Raw genomic sequence first — 15,088 nt, forward strand, 5'->3', positions numbered from 1 at the left:
GCGAATCCCTGATCCGCCTCACCGAGGACGGACGACGGATCGTCGACGAGGTCACCGCCCGCCGCCGCGAGGACATCGCCGCCATCGTCAGCCGCATGGCCCCCGCCCAGGGCCAAGCCCTGGTCGACGCCCTCACCGCCTTCGCCCAAGCCGCGGACGAACCCGCAGCTCCCAGCACCGGCCCCGACGCCTACCCACTCGGCTGGACCGACGACACCACCCACTGATAGTGGGCAGAGCGCACCCAGGCAGGCGCGCACGCCCGCCCCACAGACACAGGGCGACGAGCCTGACTGGCCGACTGACGCGGCCCCTCCGCTGCGACGGCAAGCGCCGCCTCTTAGGCTGCGGCCATGATCGAGACCCAAATCCAGACGCCCCGTGACGCCTTCGACCTGCTCATGGCCGGCAACCAGCGCTTCGTCGCCGGTACCCCCGAGTACCCGAACCAGGACGCCGCCCGCCGCGCCGAGACCGCACCAGCCCAGCAGCCCTTCGCCGTGCTGTTCGGGTGCTCCGACTCCCGGCTGGCCGCCGAGATCATCTTCGACCGTGGCCTGGGCGACCTGTTCGTGGTCCGCACCGCCGGCCACGTCACCGGTACCGAAGTGCTCGGGTCGATCGAGTTCGGCGTGAGCGTCCTCAACGCGCCGCTGGTCGTCGTCCTCGGCCACGACTCGTGCGGCGCCGTCGCCGCGGCCTGCTCCGCACTCAAGGACGGGCAGACACCGAGCGGCTTCGTCCGCGACGTTGTCGAACGGGTAACCCCGAGCGTGCTGGCAGCCCGCGCCGCCGGACGCGAGACGGCCGAAGAGATACTGGCCGAGCACATCGAGCACACCGTGGACCTGCTGCTGGAGCGCTCCCGCATCCTGGCCGAGGCGGTAGCCGCCGGCCGCCTCGGCGTGGTGGGACTCTCCTACCGCCTGGCCGACGGCAGCGCACAGCTCGTCGCCACCCGCGGACTGGACACGGCGACCCCCACCGCATCCTGATCAGCCCGACCGTGGCCGCTCACACTGAGGACCGGGGCCCTGCAGCCCGGTGAAGCCGATTGGCGATCGCCAACCCCAGCCCCTGCTCCGCCGGCGGGGACGCGACGATGAGCTCGCACCCTTGCCGATCGAGCTCACGCAAGAACCCGTACAGCCCGCGCGCGTAGCCAGCTGGTGCGCCTTCGCTACCGCCCTCAACTCCAGCATCGCCCGCCGCCAATCCCACTCCACGCCGGGGACCACAGGAGCGGTGCCCATCGGCCCGGTGACGGGGCTCGGGCGGACGAGCTGCTGTTCACCTTGAGACTCGACATTCTCCACGCGCATCGGAGGAGACTCCCCTGCTGGCGTGTCGAAATGCTCCCAAAGTGCGCCACGGCTACGCTCATCGAGCCGGTCACTGCCGCGCGTTTGATGCCGTCCCTGAGGCGCGGGAGCGAGGGCCGGGCCCCGCCTCGGCATCGCGGGCCCGTACGGGCGGCCACCCCAGCCGGGCCAGGGGTGGCCATTGCGCTCGTGGGCGCCGCACCGCGCCCACGAGACGCAGCGAGCCCGGTCACCGACCCGCTCGAAGCACCCAGCCCATGAAGTCGTCGGGCTTCGTGCCGGAGTGGTGGACAACGGCAGCGAACACCGCGCGGCCCCGACGTCGAAGCGCATCCGGCGCCGGACGATGTGCGGCCTGGTGCCGTCGAGGACGTACCGCTCCGCGGGGTGGTCGCAGACGACGACGCCAGCCTGCCTCGCGGACCCTGCTCGATCATCCAGTCGATGTACGAGGTTGGCGTTCTCGGAACTCCCGGCACACATCCATTCAGTTCAGGGTCTGTTGACCCGATGGGAATCCGATGCTCCGGTGGCTGGAGACTCCAACTCCCTCTCAGCGCTGACTGGTTCGCTTCGATCGCTCACCGTCCTTGACTTCGCTCCAGACGGCGAACCTCCCGGGGCGACGGGGCACGAGCACCGGCAGATGGCTCGACGGTGCCGAACCCAGCCTGATCGCCGACTTCGCCACTCGATGCCCAAGTCCCTGCCAGAGCCTGGGACCAGCAACGGTTCGCCCAGAGGACCAACCGGCCACCGCAGAAGGGGCAACCGGGCGGGGATTCTATTTGACTCGTCGCGGCCCGGTAGAGGTTTTCAGAAACCAGCCCCTCTGATCGAACATCTCTAGCCATTCTCAACCAAATCGAAATCTTCCAATATTTTCATCATACGAGGATTTCAACGCGCCCAAGAACGCCCTTTCGAGGGACAGCGGCCATGCTCGCGACGGTCTAGCATTCCTCTCATTCTCACCGGCCGGTGAAATTTTCACCACGGAGTGAAAATGGGGTGCCCGGTTGGCGAGCCAGGCGCGAGCCTAGGTCGATGAGGCAGGTCAGGCACAGAGAGAGGGAATGAGAATGCAGGGTTTCCATAATGGCGTGGCTGCCAGGTTGCTGGTCGACGCGCGATGGGTGAAGGCTTCTGCGAGTGACGGTAGGGACGACTGCGTCGAACTTGCCGACCTCGGTGAAAATGTCGCGGTCCGCAATTCTCGCGACCCTGAGGGTCCCGCTTTGATCTTCACGCGATCCGAGTTGGCAGCATTCGTCGACGGCTCCAGGAAGGGCGAGTTCGACGCCATGACTGTCTGAAATGAATCGGCCATAGGTTGCGAGTGGGGTGCCGACCTGCCCACCCTTCTGATTACATGGGCGGCAAAATGCCGCGCACGCTCAGGGAGTTGGACTTGCACCGTCATCTCGTCGCATTGCCGAGCCGAGGAAGAAAAAGGTCAGGACGGTCCGCTCATCCTCTGGAGCGGGCCGTCGCCGCCATGCTCAAGCAGCACCGCGGAGGCACGTCGCAGGCCGACGTCGTCGCCGCGGTTCCGCAGTTCGGCTCGGGACCAACGCTCAGTCGCTACGAGAACGCAGGTGTCGAGATGAAACCCGAGAAGGTCGACGCACTGCTGCGCTACTACGGTGCACCCGATGAGGACAGGGAGGAAGCCCTGGACTGTCTGGCCCGAGCGAAGGAGTCGCCGGGGTGGACGCCGCCAGCTGGTTCCTCCGAGGCGTTCCGGGCCCTGTTCGCCATGGAGTCGCAGGCCAAGACGATCAAGGTCTACCAGGAGTCCAACGTTCCCGGAATGTTGCAGACCCGGGGCTACGCCAAAGCGCTCATGGAGACGTTCAGTCGGACGCAGCACGATGGCGGTCAGCGACTCAAGCGCCAGAAGGAGTTGGAGGAGCGTCTTGAGTTCCGCATGCGGCGACAGACCCTCCTCGACGGGGACCACGCCCCGCTCTACCAGGCGGTGATCGGTGAAGGCGCCTTGAGCCTGCACCGGGGCGGCCCTCTCGTCCACCGCGAGCAGCTCCGCTACCTCCAGAACGTGGCAGAGAACAAGCCCCGAATTCATCTTCGAATCCTGCGTGGTTCGGCTGGCAGCGCCGGGTCGGCCCTGCACAACGCGATGACGCTCATCCAACCCTTCGACGAGGAGGAGGGACGGATGATCTACCTGGAGAACCGGAACCGCGGCGGTGAACTGATCACCGACGAAAGAGAGATCGAAGCGTACATGGCGTCGTTGGACGACCTCTGGGTCGATGCCTGCGACAAGACGGAGACCATGGAGCTACTGCAACAGCACATCGACGAGCTGAGTGGTTAAACCCGCCTCGTCGATGTCGTCTTGATGATCGCGACGGCTCCGTACTCGATCCACTCCTGGCTCCTTTGGCGGGGCGCCAGGTCGCTGTCAGGATGCCAGAGGGAGACCTCCACTGGCTGCTGGTCGTCGACTTCCAGTAGTTCGAGCCCCTCGAAGAGGCGGTTCACCTCGCTTAGGGAGCGCACTTCGCCCCAGCTATCGCCGGTGGCCGCGGCCATGAAGTTGGTGATGTCCGCGCGGAGGGCAGGGTCGTCGCTGGCGAGCTGAGAGATCACCATGTAGCTGCCGGTGGGCAGTTGGCCGGCGACCCGGCGGACCAGGTCCCACGGGTCGTCAGTGTCTCGGATGCAATGAAGCACGGACACGAAGAGCGCCGCCACTGGCTCGCCCTCCCGCAGGAGGTGTCTCACCTGGGGGGATTTGAAGATCTCGTCGGTCTTCCGCATGTCCATCTCCAGGACGGCGGTGGTCGACGGATCCTCGGCCAGGCCCATCTTTCCGTGAGCGGCAACGACGGGGTCGTTGTCGATGTAGACGACTTCGCACGAGGGGTCGACCGCTTGCGCAACCTCGTGGACGTTCGGGCTGGTGGGCAGGCCCGAACCATGGTCGAGAAACCGGCGCACCCCACGTTCTTGTGCGAGATACCGAACGGCGCGGACGAGAAAGGCCCTGTTCACGAGGGCAAGTTCACGGGTACTCGGCGCCATTTCGAGTAATTCTTCGCAGGCTTCCCGATCTACCCGGTAGTTGTCAGTCCCGCCGAGAAGATAGTCATACATTCTCGCGACGCTGGGCTTGCTGAGGTCAAGGATGAGAGGCTCCCCACACTCCCGGCCGCATGTCTCCCAGGAGTACAGCGGCGCTCCGAAGGCAGGGATCACATCTTAGGAGGCTGCTTCGCTGCGGGGCTACCCGCGGCCACCAATGAGCGAAGTCAGTTCGGGAGCAAACCCGTCATCATCGGGACGTGACGCGCTCCGGCGCACACCTTTGCAGGTCAGACGGCATCCGACACAGGCATATGCCAAGCGTGGGAGGCGTTCATCAGAGCGCGGCGGCGCAGCAGCTCGAATGCGTCGGGCGACATTCCCATGGCCCGGCCGGCCGCGGTCGCCGAGCATCCGATTCGGTACCGCAATAGCAGTGCACCCGCCTCCGTCGCGCCGAGGCGCTGGTACAAGGTTCGAACACTGCCCGTTCGATACGGTGCGATGACCTCGGCCAGGAGGGCCCACGCGAAGCCGGAGGGTGATGCGCTTCGCAGGGCGGCGAACCACTGGCTGGCCAACTCTTCCAGGAAGGCACGTGCCAGTCGTCGCCCGACCGAGGTGCTGCCGGTGGCGACTGCCGCGAACTGTGAGTACAGGGAGTGATATTCGCTACAGAAGGCTGCGTATGCGGCCTCGGCGCAATGGCAGCTGGTGGGGGCACCTCCGAGCTTGTCCAGCTGGCGGTCGTGTTCGCCGTCTGCCCTGAGCCGGATGGAGCGCTGCTGCATCGTCAACACCTCGCTCCTCGGTCGACGTCCCAAGCACACCGAGGACGGTGCACTTGGGACGAACAGGAACCAACCCTGTTTTCACGCAGGGGGTGTCAGCCACCGGCCGACGCACGAACATGCGCCGCGGCAGCTCTGGGTCAGCGGTAGCGGCTGACCTTGTAGAACAGCAGGCCGCCACGGTCGACGCAGAGCGCGACCGAGACGGTGAGCAGAAGCCGCGCGGAAACCGACTCCGGATTGACCAGGGACGCGACAGTCACCCAGGTCGAGAGCACGACGCCAGGGCTAATCCGCAGCAGGAAAACACTCTTCACGGCGGTTTGCAGGGCGTGCGAAATTGGAATGGTAATCTCTGGCATCGCTGGAAGGGCGCTCGCGAGCTTTCGGCGGACGTGCTGGATCATTCCGTTCTCCTCAGGTCGGGTACGGGTCCGGCGCGGATACGGGGGCTCCGAGGCTGACTCCTAAACCAATCTCGGGGCCCCTTTTCCGTGCCTACCTGGAGACTAGTGGCAGCACTTGGCGAGCACCGTGGCGTCATTTGCGTGAAAGCGGAACAGGGAACTCCTCATAGTTACCTGCCCCGGACCGAGGCAATGTGACATACCTGCCCGCAACCCAAACCAGTCGTACCGGATGCGAAGAATTCCGATCACCTGCGGTCTGAAAATCTGCACACGGGCCTGAAAGCCACTCCGGCACCCCTCTCCAAAGGTCACGCTTTGGGATGAATCTCGCTTGATGACCCTTGAGGTCTGACTGCAACTGCGCTAACCGCCCTGGCCGTCGAGTATTTGATGCCGCACCGGGGCGTGATGCTGATGATTCCGCGAAGTTCTCTTCAGCACCGCTCGGAACACTCGACCCACGGGATGGGAAGAGCGGGAGCGAGCGCTGGTGTTGCCCACCAGCGAGAGCTCTCTCCGCACCTGGCGACCGGGGCCGGTGACACGGTCGACGTGACAGCACTCCGCACTCCCTTCAAAGCCGACTACGGCTGCGTAAATTGGTGCTTTCTCAGGGGCGCGAGGCCGCGGCGACGACCCGGCTCGCAGCTGTCTTCTGCAGCAGGCCGTAGGCGAGGACGGGCAGGAGCAGGTGTGGTTTGTCGGGCAACGTCGTGGAGAGCAGCACGGCGCTCGCGCTGCTGTTGTTCATGCCGCAGGCCAGCGTCAACGACGAGGCGGCGGGCGAGTCCAGACGCAGGAGGCGTGCGGCGGCGCCACCAAGGGTGAACGACAGCAGACACACCAGGGCCGCCACGCACAGCGCTGCGCACAGGAGTAGGGGCCGCGGGGACGTGAGGAAGGAGCCCAGGGCACCGCTGGCGTTCACGTAGGTCAGGACGAGGGAGGCAACCAGGGCCACGGGCACGACTCCGGCCCGTACGCGACTGCACCAGGTGGGCGTCAGGGTGAGTCGGCAGAGGATCCCTGCGGCACAGGGCAGGACCACGTTGACGAGGGCGAAGGCGCCGCGGGTCGTGTGAACGGTCGTACCGAGCGTTGCGGCGTAGTCGTTGCTGAGGAGCGGCGTGAGGACGCCGATAACCAACGGAGCGGTGAGGGGGCTCAGGAGTGTGGAAGCGAGGACGAGGCCGACCATGGTGGGCTGGTCGCCATCGCTCTTGCCGGTCCAGACGGTGGCTCCGGCGGCTACGGGCATGGCCACGATCAAAATCGTCGCAGTGACCAGCCCGCTCCCGCCGTCGGTATCGGGAGACTGGCGCAGGGTGAACGCGACGATGGGGATCACCACCAGCGGGATCACCAAGTGCAAAGCCAGCCCCGCAAGCAGGGCAGTCGGCCTGCGCAGCAGGCGGCCCAGTTCACCGACGGATACCTGAAGCCCGGCGGAGAACAGCACCAGGGACAGCAGCAGCGGGGCCGCACTGACCGGTAGGCCGGACGTGCCGAGCGGCAGGGTGTGCTCCCGACGCAGCCAGAGGCCGAGGCTGGGCAGGAGGAGTGCAGCGGCGTAGGACACCACGACGGCGCGGCCGAGGCGCCTGCGTAGCCAAGCCGTTGCTCGATGAGCAGGCGAGTAGGAGAGGTGCGGTTGGGGCAAGGGGGCCTTCTTCCACGGCGGCGTAGAGGGTCGGGGCGAGCGCCGGTATGAGGAGGCGGTGGAGGTGCGTGGCCATGCGGCCATGGTGCTTGCACCGAGGTGGTTGGGGTGACTTACGGCGCACGGCAGTCAGGATGCGTTCAGGTAGTGCGTGGCACGGTCGGGGCTCGTGGGATCCGAGACCCCGCAGACCGCCGCGCCTTGTGTGGCTGGCTGCGGTGCCGAGCTCGAAGATCGCCGGCCGCGCAGGAACAAGGTGCCTGAAGTCACCGTCTTCTTCTAGATCATCAAGGTGTTGTGCACGACGGTCGGGGAGACCGCAGTCGAACTGCTCAACGCCCGGGCCGGCCTCGGCCTGACCGGCGTGTCGGCCCTCATGAGCGCCCTGCTCGCCGTCGTCGGCCCGGTCACCGATGCACGCTTCGGCCCCGTCATCGACGGACAATGCGCCGCCACACGGGCCCGGTTCGGCCTGCCCGAGTACGCACCCGTGGCCTTGCTGGTCGCCGGGTCGTGAGGCGTCGGGGTGGTGCGGCAGGCCGCCGCCGAGATACGCGCGCTGGAAGTGGTGACGCCTGTGCTGGTGTGCGGGCGAATCCGGGCCCTCGCGGAGCAGTCACGGCAGGACGGCATCGCCCAGTCCTTCGGCTGGGTGGATGCACGTCTGCGACGTACTGGTCCAGAACGCCGGCGGGCTGGCCTCGCTGGAGGCGTTCTCGCCTCCGGGCTACCGGTCGCCAGCTAGCGCTGCATCTCCGGCCATCCGCAGCACCACGACCACGTCAAGTGAGCTAGCCCGACACCAAGTGCACTGCCCTGCGCCCCACCAGGAAGGTGCTGGCGTTATGTGTGAAAGACGAGCAATACTGAGAAACACCCTGGAGGTACAAGGAGGCGCTGGCGGGAGCCGGTGACTACCGGGACAGCAGCCACCGTCCGCCGCGCCATACTGAATCCGGCCCCGTCGCCCGAGCCAGTAATGTCCACAGCACAATCGGACGACGGGGCCGGCCATGGAAAGCAGCCGAATCTACTGGCCGGCAGCCGCCCCTCGGCGCCGGCCTACCAGTCGCGACCAGCAGCGTCCCGCGAAATCGCGTCGAAAATGACGCATCCCCTGCTCCAAAAGTCTGCCTCATTGGATTGCCGCGACCTTCCCGACGTCACGGAAGGTACGCGAAGAGGAACAGGGCGCAGTCGATCCTCAATCTCACAGAAGTCCTTGTTGCCGTCGTTCTTTCGCCGTAATGTCGAAAGCGTCGCGGCCAGGCGCGCGCTGACCAATGTGCTCCGCAAAAGCTGCGGCGATAGTCGATGCTAGGAGGCGAAGATGACCTTCAAGGCATTCTTCCCTCGCCACCGGAAGAACGATGGCGACCGCTGGGGCTGCGGAGACTGGAACGGTTACGGACGCGGTTGTGGCGACGATGGCTACCGCCGCCGTGGTCGAGGCCGCGGGGACCGTGTCGTCATCATCATCGCGTAGCGACCAACTGTTGCCTCATCAGGACACCGTGAGTTGGGCTGCCCACCTACGGAAATCAGCGAACCCCTGCCAAGCCCCTTCCACCATTCTCTAGTGCTGCGGTCTTCCAGCAACAAGTCGATTTGAAGCTGCCAACAACCTGTTGATGACCCGACAACCTTCGACCAGCCGACCGGAGAAGACATCGGCCGGCCGAGGGTTGATGGCGCCACGCTAAGGGCTTGAGTCCGCAGCGCCTTTATCGGACGCTCCAGAAGTGCCATGTCTCACTCTATCGCTGGCACGAACTGTAGCTGGCACAAGCGGCGTCTCCAGACCCGGTTGGCGAAGTGCATGCGAGGTGCTTGAAGTGGAGCGAGCCCTATGCTGGATGAGGGGCCTTTCACAAGGAGGTTGCCTTGTCAACAGGAACTCTTCTGGCGATCATCATCCCCATTGCCGTGATCATCGCGCTCCTTGCTGTGGGGATTGCTCTTGCCCTACGGCGGCATCGCCTTCAGCAGCGCTTCGGTCCGGAGTACGAGCGGACGGTCGAGGACGCCGATGGGCGCATGGCCGGCGAGCGTGAACTACGGGCCCGCGAGAAGCGCCACGATGCGTTGGACATAAAGCCGCTGGAGCCGACCGCGCGGGAACGCTACAGCCGTGAGTGGACCGGCGTGCAGGACGACTTCGTCGACCACCCCGAGCACGCCGTCCACGACGCAGACCTGCTGGTCACCTCGCTGATGCATGACCGCGGCTATCCGACCGAAGGCTTCGAGCAGCAGATGCGGGACCTGTCCGTCGAGCACGGCCGCACTCTTGAGCACTACCGCGAGGCACACAAGGTCGACGCCCTCAGCACCGAGCACAAAGCCACTACCGAACAGCTCCGCGGCGCCATGATCCACTACCGCAGCCTGTTCAATGAACTGCTCTCCGACGGCGGATCGACACGACGCGCCCACGCCTGAGTACCCCTCCGACCACATCTCTCACAGCAGCGAGGAGGAACAATGCAGCACGACCGCGCACCCGAAACTGAACAGGGCAGCCTGTCCACAGAGGACCTCGCCGCACCACAGCGCCCCCTGACTGAGGACACGCAACAGCCGCCGCCTGCGGAACCCACAGTGCCGCCCGGCAGCCCTCCCGTGGCAGCCGCGCAGCCCGCCCCCCAGGGGGCTGGGACCAGCGAGGAGGAGGCTGCCCCGCAGCTACTTTCCGCTGACCAGGCCAAGGACTTCAAGGCGCGCTGGCAGGACACCCAGAACCGGTTCGTGGACGACCCGCGCGACGCTGTCCACTCCGCTGATGCCCTCGTGGCCGAAGTCATGCAAACACTCGCTCGGACCTTTACCGAGCACAAGCGCAGCCTCGAAGAACAGTGGAACCGCGGCGAGCAAGTCGACACCGAGGGCCTGCGAAAGGCCCTCCGGCACTACCGCTCCTTCTTCAATCGCTTGCTCACGGAATAGCATCGTCCGTTAGGGACAGGACGTCAGTGGTTGTCTGCTCGGCTACCACCTACTGGCAATGCCGGTAAACCGCGCCCGGGTCGCGGCCGACTGGCTTCTCAACCCTGTGCTGCCCCGCCAGAGCGTCCAGTTGGGTTTGGTTCGCTCCTGGGCGGTTCCGCTGGACGCTGGCTCGCCCGAGTTGCCCCGCAAGCCTCACGGCCCAGGCAGCAACCCGCAGTGACCTCCGCCCTGCCAAGGCAACTCTGCTCCGGTCTCTTCGCTATCCCGTGCTGCCCAGGCAGCGGTTGCCTCAACCGGCCTAGCGGCACACAGTGGTAAGGAAGCATGCCAACAGGCACGGAGGACATCATGGTTATTCTCGGCGTTGTCCTGCTCATCGTCGGATTTCTCACCGGCATTTCCGTACTGTGGACGATCGGCATCATCCTTCTCGTCATCGGAGCGGTCCTGTGGCTATTCGGCGCAGTGGGACACGCAGTCGGCGGCCGACGGCACTACTGGTGACAGTTCCCTGACCGTGATCGTTCCGCCAACGTAGTTCACATGTCGGCGAGTTGCGGATTTGAGGGGCTTCGACCTCAATGCCTGGCGGGGCCGCTTCCCGTCTGCCGCTCATTGCGCGCGCCGGTTGATGGAGGCCGTTGCCTAAGCTGCCCCACGTCGCCGCCTTCCTGACCGTCCTCGCTGCCTGTGCCGAAGGACGGACCTTACGCAGAGTTGAGGTACTGGACGCGGGCGTGCTTCACGGCGTGAACGTCGAGCAGTTGCGGAGCGCGCTCGAAGGAATCGCCTCGCTGGACCCAGACGCCACGGGAAGAGGCTGCTCGCGCCCTTCCAAGGCGATACCGCGACCTTACTGCTGCATTTCGGTATGACCCGGCCGGCAAGCCCCTGGTGGAGCCGTTCGGTCTCGCCCACGAGCTGAACATCGACGCCGAGGGCATCGAGATGGCGTCGTCGTCGACAGACGCCGCGCTTCCAGTCGAGGAGCTGGAGCTCACAACCCCTTCCGACAGCTGCCTCAAACGCGAGGGCATCCACTCCGCGGGTGCGCTTGTGGTGCGTTCCGAGGCCGACCTGCTCGATGTCCGGGACTTAGGGCAAAGTCGATCGACGAGGTCAAGGGGAAACTGGCCGGCATGGGCCTGATCTGCCAGGACAGCCCATCAGTTTGCGCCCCCGATCGCCGCCGACGTCTTCAGTGCAGACGACAACACGGGCTTCGCCAAGACCGAGTAGCGCTGACCCGCCACGGCGCAAACGCTACCGCAGCGGAGACTTATACGACCCGGGCAGCTACCTACGGACTCCCTAACACCCGGCGACCAGCAGCGGACGCTCCGTGTGCGCATCACGCCCACTCGGTGGCAGACGGTTCGTCGACCCAGGCCCGAGTGGCCACCGGACCGTCGGGATGCGAAGGCCGCCAGAGGCGGCACTCTGGAGGTATGGCGGCGGAACATCCCGCGGCGGCTGTCTGCCGCGGCGCCGGGCTGCACGTCCAGAGAAGGTGACGTACGCATGGACAGTGGGACCAAGGTCCTCGTGGCTGCCGCGTTGGCCGGTGGTTACGTTCTGGGCCGTACCAAGAAGGGCCGCCTCGCACTGAGTTTGATGTCCACCTTGGCGGGGCGTGAAATCGGGCTCGATCCGCGGCGCCTGCTGACGGAGGGCGCCCGTCAACTCGGCGAGATCCCCCAGGTCGCCGAACTCGGCGAGCAATTGCGCGGAGAGGTCGTGGATGCCGGACGCCGCGCCGTCTCGGCGGCGGCGACCCGCGGCATCGCGACGCTCGCGGACACCCTGCACGACCGCACTCGGGAGCTCACCGAGGGCGAGGAGTCCGCCGAAGAGGATTCCGAACGCGACGAGTACGACGAAGACGGCGAAGACGGCGAGTACAACGAGGGCGAAGAGGAACGGGAAGAGGAGGAGGAAGACGAAGAGGAGGAAGAAGCGGCGGAGCGGAAACGGGAGCGTCCGCGACGGCGCACGTCCCGTGGCACGACGAGGCCGAGGACGGAGCAGAGCACGTCGAGCACGCGGCAACGGGAATCGGGTGCGGGAAGGCGGGAGCTGGGCACGGAGCGGCGGAAGGTGAGCCGGAGCGGCAGCGGCACCGGCAGTTCCCGTACGCCGGGCCGGAGTTCTTCTTCCGAGGAACGGCCGAAGGCCGCTGCGAAGAAGACCAGGCCCGCGACGGCGAAGAAGGCTCCGGCGAAGAAGGCCGCAGCGAAGAAGACTCCCGCCAAGAAGACCGCAGCGAAGAAGGCCCCGGCGAAGAAGGCTGCGGCCAAGAAGGCTCCCGCCAAGAAGTCCACGGCGAAGAGGCAGACCGCATCGTCTTCGCGGAGGAGCACCGGAAGAGCACCGTCGAGTCAGGGACGCCGGAGGTAGCCGATCATGGCCAGGGTCGCACAGGATGAGACGAAGGCGGAGCTCGATCGGTTGCGCGACGAACTCGGCGACTTCGTGACGGCCTGGGCGGGGAACCTCGCCGAACGGGCCGGTGACAAGCTGACCGGAGTCACAGACCAACTCTCCGACATCACCGAGAACGGCGGCTCGCTCGGAGAAATGGGGGCCGCCCTGCTCGGCGGTGGCTTGCCCTTGAAGAAGGTGCTCGGAGGCGCGGTGAAGGGCCTCGGCGGCAGTGTGCTGGAGAAGGTCAAGGGGTCCTTCGCCGGTGGCAAACGTTCTTCGGGAGACCACAAGGTCACCAACATCGTCGAGGTCATCGACGTCGGGCTGCCGGTACGCACCGTCTACAACCACTGGACCGAGTTCGAGAAGTTCAGCAGCTTCGCCAAGGGCGTGCGGGACGTTTCGACCAGCGACGAGGTGACGACGCACTGGAAGGCCAAGGTCGGGCCGTCGACGCGCACGTGGAAGGCCACCGTGCTGGAGCAGGTGCCGGACGAGCGCATCGTCTGGACCTCCGAGGGCGCCAAGGGCTCGACGCGCGGAATGGTGAGCTTCCACGAGGTCACGTCCGACCTCACGCGGGTCGTGCTCGTCGTCGAGTACTACCCCATGGGGTTCTTCGAGAAGACCGGAAACCTGTGGCGAGCGCAGGGACGCCGGCTACGCCTGGACCTCAAGCACTTCCAACGCCACGCGAGCCTCGCCGAAGAGGAGCCGGAGGGCTGGCGCGGCGAGATCCGCGACGGGGAAGTGGTCCTCAGCCACGAAGAAGGACTGGAGGAGGACGAAGTGGAGGGGGACTACGACGACGAGGAAGACGACGACGAGCGCTCCGACGCGTACGAGGACGAGGAAGCGGAGGACGACGAGGCGGCATGACGCCGACGTTCCGGGGAGCGCCCTTGGTGACGGCTCGTGCGCACGCAGTGCGGTCGAAAGCCCGGTTCACGCAGGGCGACGGTGCGTGCGCCCGACGTCCGGACGCATTCCGGAGGCGGCCGGCGCCGTCCTTCGCGGAACGCGGGTGGATACCATGGAGGGGCGCCGTGCGCGCGGCGTTGAACGCACGAAGTCTGCGATGTCGGAGAGAGCAATGACCGCAGGTGAAGAGGACGCCCCGCAAAGGGCTCGGCGCTCGCCCGGACGACGCGCCGAGGCGGCGGACGGACCTCGCCGGGCGCGCCGCTCCGAGAAGGGTTCCGGCACGGAGGACAAGCACCGCGTCACGGCCCGGCGGGCCATGCACTACGCGGCCGAGCAACTCCAGGAACTCTTGGGACGGGCCCCTGAGTCGGTGTCCGCGGTCAGTCCCACTTCGGACGGCTGGCAGGCGGACGTGGAAGTCCTGGAACTCGAACGCGTGCCCCCGACGACCAGCGTGATGGCGAGCTACCGAGTCAAGCTGAACGTGGAGGGCGAACTCGTCGCCTACGAGCGCATCCGCCGGTACACCCGCGGTCAGATCGACAAGAGCCGCTAGTCGGCCGGACGCGCCTGCACGGGCGTGACGCACGAAGGAGCCGCCCGCGAGCCGACCGGGTGGCTGAGAGGAGGCACCGTGACTGTGGTGCCGCAGGGTGAAGGAGCACTGGCCAGGAACAACGGCGGTGGCTCGGGCAACCTCTACGACGTTCTCGACCTGATCCTCGACCGCGGCCTGGTCATCGACGTCTTCGCGCGCGTGTCGTTGGTCGGCATCGAGCTGATCAAGGTGGACGCGCGCATCGTCGTCGCCAGCGTCGACACCTACCTGCGCTTCGCCGAGGCGTGCAACCGGTTGGATCTGGAGTCCGGCGACAAGGCCCCCGCCCAACTGACGGACATCGTCGGCGAGGTGACCGAAGGAGGGGCGCACGGCAAGACGAAGGGCGCCCTGTCCGGTGCCGCCGAAGCGATCAGCGACGCGCTCAAGGGCGGCAAGGGGGACGAGGACGCGGACGACGAAGAGGTGGAGGAAGACGGGGACGAGGGGGAGAAGGAGCCCGTGGCGTCGAGACGGGAACGGCCGGCGCGGCGGTCCGCGCGCCGCCGGAGGGAATGAGCCATGACTGTGTACGTCTACTCCGTGGTCCGGAACGACCATCCGCAACGCGTCGACGAACTCGGTGGTGTCGGGGACCCCCCAGCGACACTCCGCACGGTCCGACACGGCTCACTGTGCGCGGTCGTCAGTGACGCGCCCGAGGAGCTGCGGCCCAAGCGCCGCGACCTCAACGCCCACCACGCGGTCCAGGAACACCTGATGGCCGACGGTGCGGTCCTCCCGTTGCAGTTCGGCTTCACCGCCACCGACGACGACGCGGTGCGCACGGTCCTCGAAGAGCGCGCCGACGCGCTCACCACCCAGTTGGCGACGCTGGACAACTGCGTCGAGTACAACCTCAAGGTGGGCCAGGACGAGGAGGCGCTGCTGCGCCAGGTCCTGCGCGAATCGGACCAGGCACGGGCCCTCAACGACGAGATCAGGAGCGGCAGCAACAA

General features: G+C 66.4%; 16 protein-coding genes and 5 pseudogenes. 16 read left to right on the forward strand and 5 right to left on the reverse strand.

Annotated features, from left to right (window positions below; all coding sequences use genetic code 11):
• Together ABD385_RS40515 and ABD385_RS40520 are read left to right on the forward strand one after the other, a co-directional pair.
• Positions 1–227 (forward strand): annotated as a pseudogene (locus ABD385_RS40515) (MarR family transcriptional regulator); the annotation flags it as partial.
• A 126-nt stretch (positions 228–353) separates the two neighbouring features.
• Positions 354–995: a carbonic anhydrase gene (locus ABD385_RS40520; protein ID WP_344585210.1), complete on the forward strand. Its 642-nt coding sequence runs from the start codon at positions 354–356 to the stop codon at positions 993–995.
• 19 nt (positions 996–1,014) lie between these two features.
• Here ABD385_RS40520 and ABD385_RS40525 read toward each other — a convergent pair.
• Positions 1,015–1,245, reverse strand: a pseudogene (locus ABD385_RS40525) (Sua5 family C-terminal domain-containing protein); the annotation flags it as partial.
• A gap of 1,159 nt (positions 1,246–2,404) precedes the next feature.
• Between ABD385_RS40525 and ABD385_RS40530 the strand changes: the two are divergent.
• Both ABD385_RS40530 and ABD385_RS40535 read left to right on the forward strand, forming a co-directional pair.
• Complete coding sequence (locus ABD385_RS40530; RefSeq protein ID WP_344585211.1) at positions 2,405–2,638, forward strand: DUF397 domain-containing protein; 234 nt, start codon at positions 2,405–2,407, stop codon at positions 2,636–2,638.
• Between the two features lie 182 nt (positions 2,639–2,820).
• A complete protein-coding gene (locus ABD385_RS40535; RefSeq protein WP_344585213.1) occupies positions 2,821–3,663 on the forward strand; it encodes a DUF5753 domain-containing protein in 843 nt (280 codons plus the stop codon).
• Here the strand turns inward: ABD385_RS40535 and ABD385_RS40540 are convergent.
• The 4 genes from ABD385_RS40540 to ABD385_RS40555 all read right to left on the reverse strand — a co-directional run bounded on the left by ABD385_RS40540 (position 3,660) and on the right by ABD385_RS40555 (position 7,234).
• Positions 3,660–4,523 carry an SAM-dependent methyltransferase gene (locus tag ABD385_RS40540; protein ID WP_425585593.1) on the reverse strand — a complete coding sequence of 288 codons (864 nt, stop codon included), beginning with the start codon at positions 4,521–4,523 and terminating at the stop codon, positions 3,660–3,662. The genes ABD385_RS40535 and ABD385_RS40540 overlap by 4 nt on opposite strands.
• Before the next feature lie 140 nt (positions 4,524–4,663).
• Positions 4,664–5,170 carry a hypothetical protein gene (locus ABD385_RS40545; protein ID WP_344585214.1) on the reverse strand — a complete coding sequence of 169 codons (507 nt, stop codon included), beginning with the start codon at positions 5,168–5,170 and terminating at the stop codon, positions 4,664–4,666.
• A gap of 134 nt (positions 5,171–5,304) precedes the next feature.
• Positions 5,305–5,571, reverse strand: a complete 267-nt coding sequence (locus ABD385_RS40550) for a hypothetical protein (RefSeq protein ID WP_344585216.1) — start codon at positions 5,569–5,571, stop codon at positions 5,305–5,307.
• A gap of 613 nt (positions 5,572–6,184) precedes the next feature.
• Positions 6,185–7,234, reverse strand: coding sequence for a bile acid:sodium symporter family protein (locus ABD385_RS40555; RefSeq protein ID WP_344585217.1), 1,050 nt, complete (start codon positions 7,232–7,234; stop codon positions 6,185–6,187).
• A gap of 205 nt (positions 7,235–7,439) precedes the next feature.
• Between ABD385_RS40555 and ABD385_RS41560 the strand changes: the two are divergent.
• The 12 genes and pseudogenes from ABD385_RS41560 to ABD385_RS40615 all read left to right on the forward strand — a co-directional run.
• Positions 7,440–7,634: pseudogene (locus ABD385_RS41560) on the forward strand (hypothetical protein); the annotation flags it as partial.
• Between the two features lie 930 nt (positions 7,635–8,564).
• Entirely contained in the window at positions 8,565–8,720 is a 156-nt protein-coding gene (locus tag ABD385_RS40565; RefSeq protein ID WP_344585219.1) for a hypothetical protein, read from the forward strand.
• Between the two features lie 398 nt (positions 8,721–9,118).
• Positions 9,119–9,676 carry a hypothetical protein gene (locus ABD385_RS40570; protein ID WP_344585220.1) on the forward strand — a complete coding sequence of 186 codons (558 nt, stop codon included), beginning with the start codon at positions 9,119–9,121 and terminating at the stop codon, positions 9,674–9,676.
• Between the two features lie 42 nt (positions 9,677–9,718).
• Entirely contained in the window at positions 9,719–10,180 is a 462-nt protein-coding gene (locus tag ABD385_RS40575; protein ID WP_344585222.1) for a hypothetical protein, read from the forward strand.
• Between the two features lie 40 nt (positions 10,181–10,220).
• A pseudogene (locus ABD385_RS40580) lies at positions 10,221–10,403 on the forward strand (NAD(P)/FAD-dependent oxidoreductase); the annotation flags it as partial.
• A gap of 128 nt (positions 10,404–10,531) precedes the next feature.
• A complete protein-coding gene (locus tag ABD385_RS40585) occupies positions 10,532–10,687 on the forward strand; it encodes a DUF6131 family protein (protein ID WP_344585235.1) in 156 nt (51 codons plus the stop codon).
• Positions 10,688–11,062: 375 nt separating this feature from the next.
• Positions 11,063–11,422: pseudogene (locus tag ABD385_RS40590) on the forward strand (DNA-directed RNA polymerase subunit alpha C-terminal domain-containing protein); the annotation flags it as partial.
• A gap of 282 nt (positions 11,423–11,704) precedes the next feature.
• A complete protein-coding gene (locus tag ABD385_RS40595; RefSeq protein WP_344585224.1) occupies positions 11,705–12,580 on the forward strand; it encodes a histone protein in 876 nt (291 codons plus the stop codon).
• Positions 12,581–12,586: 6 nt separating this feature from the next.
• Positions 12,587–13,486 carry an SRPBCC family protein gene (locus ABD385_RS40600; protein ID WP_344585226.1) on the forward strand — a complete coding sequence of 300 codons (900 nt, stop codon included), beginning with the start codon at positions 12,587–12,589 and terminating at the stop codon, positions 13,484–13,486.
• Positions 13,487–13,700: 214 nt separating this feature from the next.
• Positions 13,701–14,087: a gas vesicle protein GvpO gene (locus tag ABD385_RS40605; protein WP_344585228.1), complete on the forward strand. Its 387-nt coding sequence runs from the start codon at positions 13,701–13,703 to the stop codon at positions 14,085–14,087.
• A 78-nt stretch (positions 14,088–14,165) separates the two neighbouring features.
• A complete protein-coding gene (locus tag ABD385_RS40610; RefSeq protein ID WP_344585230.1) occupies positions 14,166–14,648 on the forward strand; it encodes a gas vesicle structural protein GvpA in 483 nt (160 codons plus the stop codon).
• 3 nt (positions 14,649–14,651) lie between these two features.
• Positions 14,652–15,088: GvpL/GvpF family gas vesicle protein (locus tag ABD385_RS40615; protein WP_344585232.1), on the forward strand; the 437-nt coding region annotated here is incomplete at its 3' end.

This window comes from Streptomyces lunalinharesii (genome assembly GCF_039532155.1).
Lineage (GTDB): Bacteria > Actinomycetota > Actinomycetes > Streptomycetales > Streptomycetaceae > Streptomyces > Streptomyces lunalinharesii.

Coding starts and splice junctions, on each gene's coding strand:
- ABD385_RS40520 (WP_344585210.1), top strand. CDS start 354: ATGATCGAGACCCAAATCCAGACGCCCCGTGACGCCTTCGACCTGCTC.
- ABD385_RS40530 (WP_344585211.1), top strand. CDS start 2,405: ATGCAGGGTTTCCATAATGGCGTGGCTGCCAGGTTGCTGGTCGACGCG.
- ABD385_RS40535 (WP_344585213.1), top strand. CDS start 2,821: ATGCTCAAGCAGCACCGCGGAGGCACGTCGCAGGCCGACGTCGTCGCC.
- ABD385_RS40550 (WP_344585216.1), bottom strand. CDS start 5,571: ATGATCCAGCACGTCCGCCGAAAGCTCGCGAGCGCCCTTCCAGCGATG.
- ABD385_RS40565 (WP_344585219.1), top strand. CDS start 8,565: ATGACCTTCAAGGCATTCTTCCCTCGCCACCGGAAGAACGATGGCGAC.
- ABD385_RS40575 (WP_344585222.1), top strand. CDS start 9,719: ATGCAGCACGACCGCGCACCCGAAACTGAACAGGGCAGCCTGTCCACA.
- ABD385_RS40585 (WP_344585235.1), top strand. CDS start 10,532: ATGGTTATTCTCGGCGTTGTCCTGCTCATCGTCGGATTTCTCACCGGC.
- ABD385_RS40595 (WP_344585224.1), top strand. CDS start 11,705: ATGGACAGTGGGACCAAGGTCCTCGTGGCTGCCGCGTTGGCCGGTGGT.
- ABD385_RS40600 (WP_344585226.1), top strand. CDS start 12,587: ATGGCCAGGGTCGCACAGGATGAGACGAAGGCGGAGCTCGATCGGTTG.
- ABD385_RS40605 (WP_344585228.1), top strand. CDS start 13,701: ATGACCGCAGGTGAAGAGGACGCCCCGCAAAGGGCTCGGCGCTCGCCC.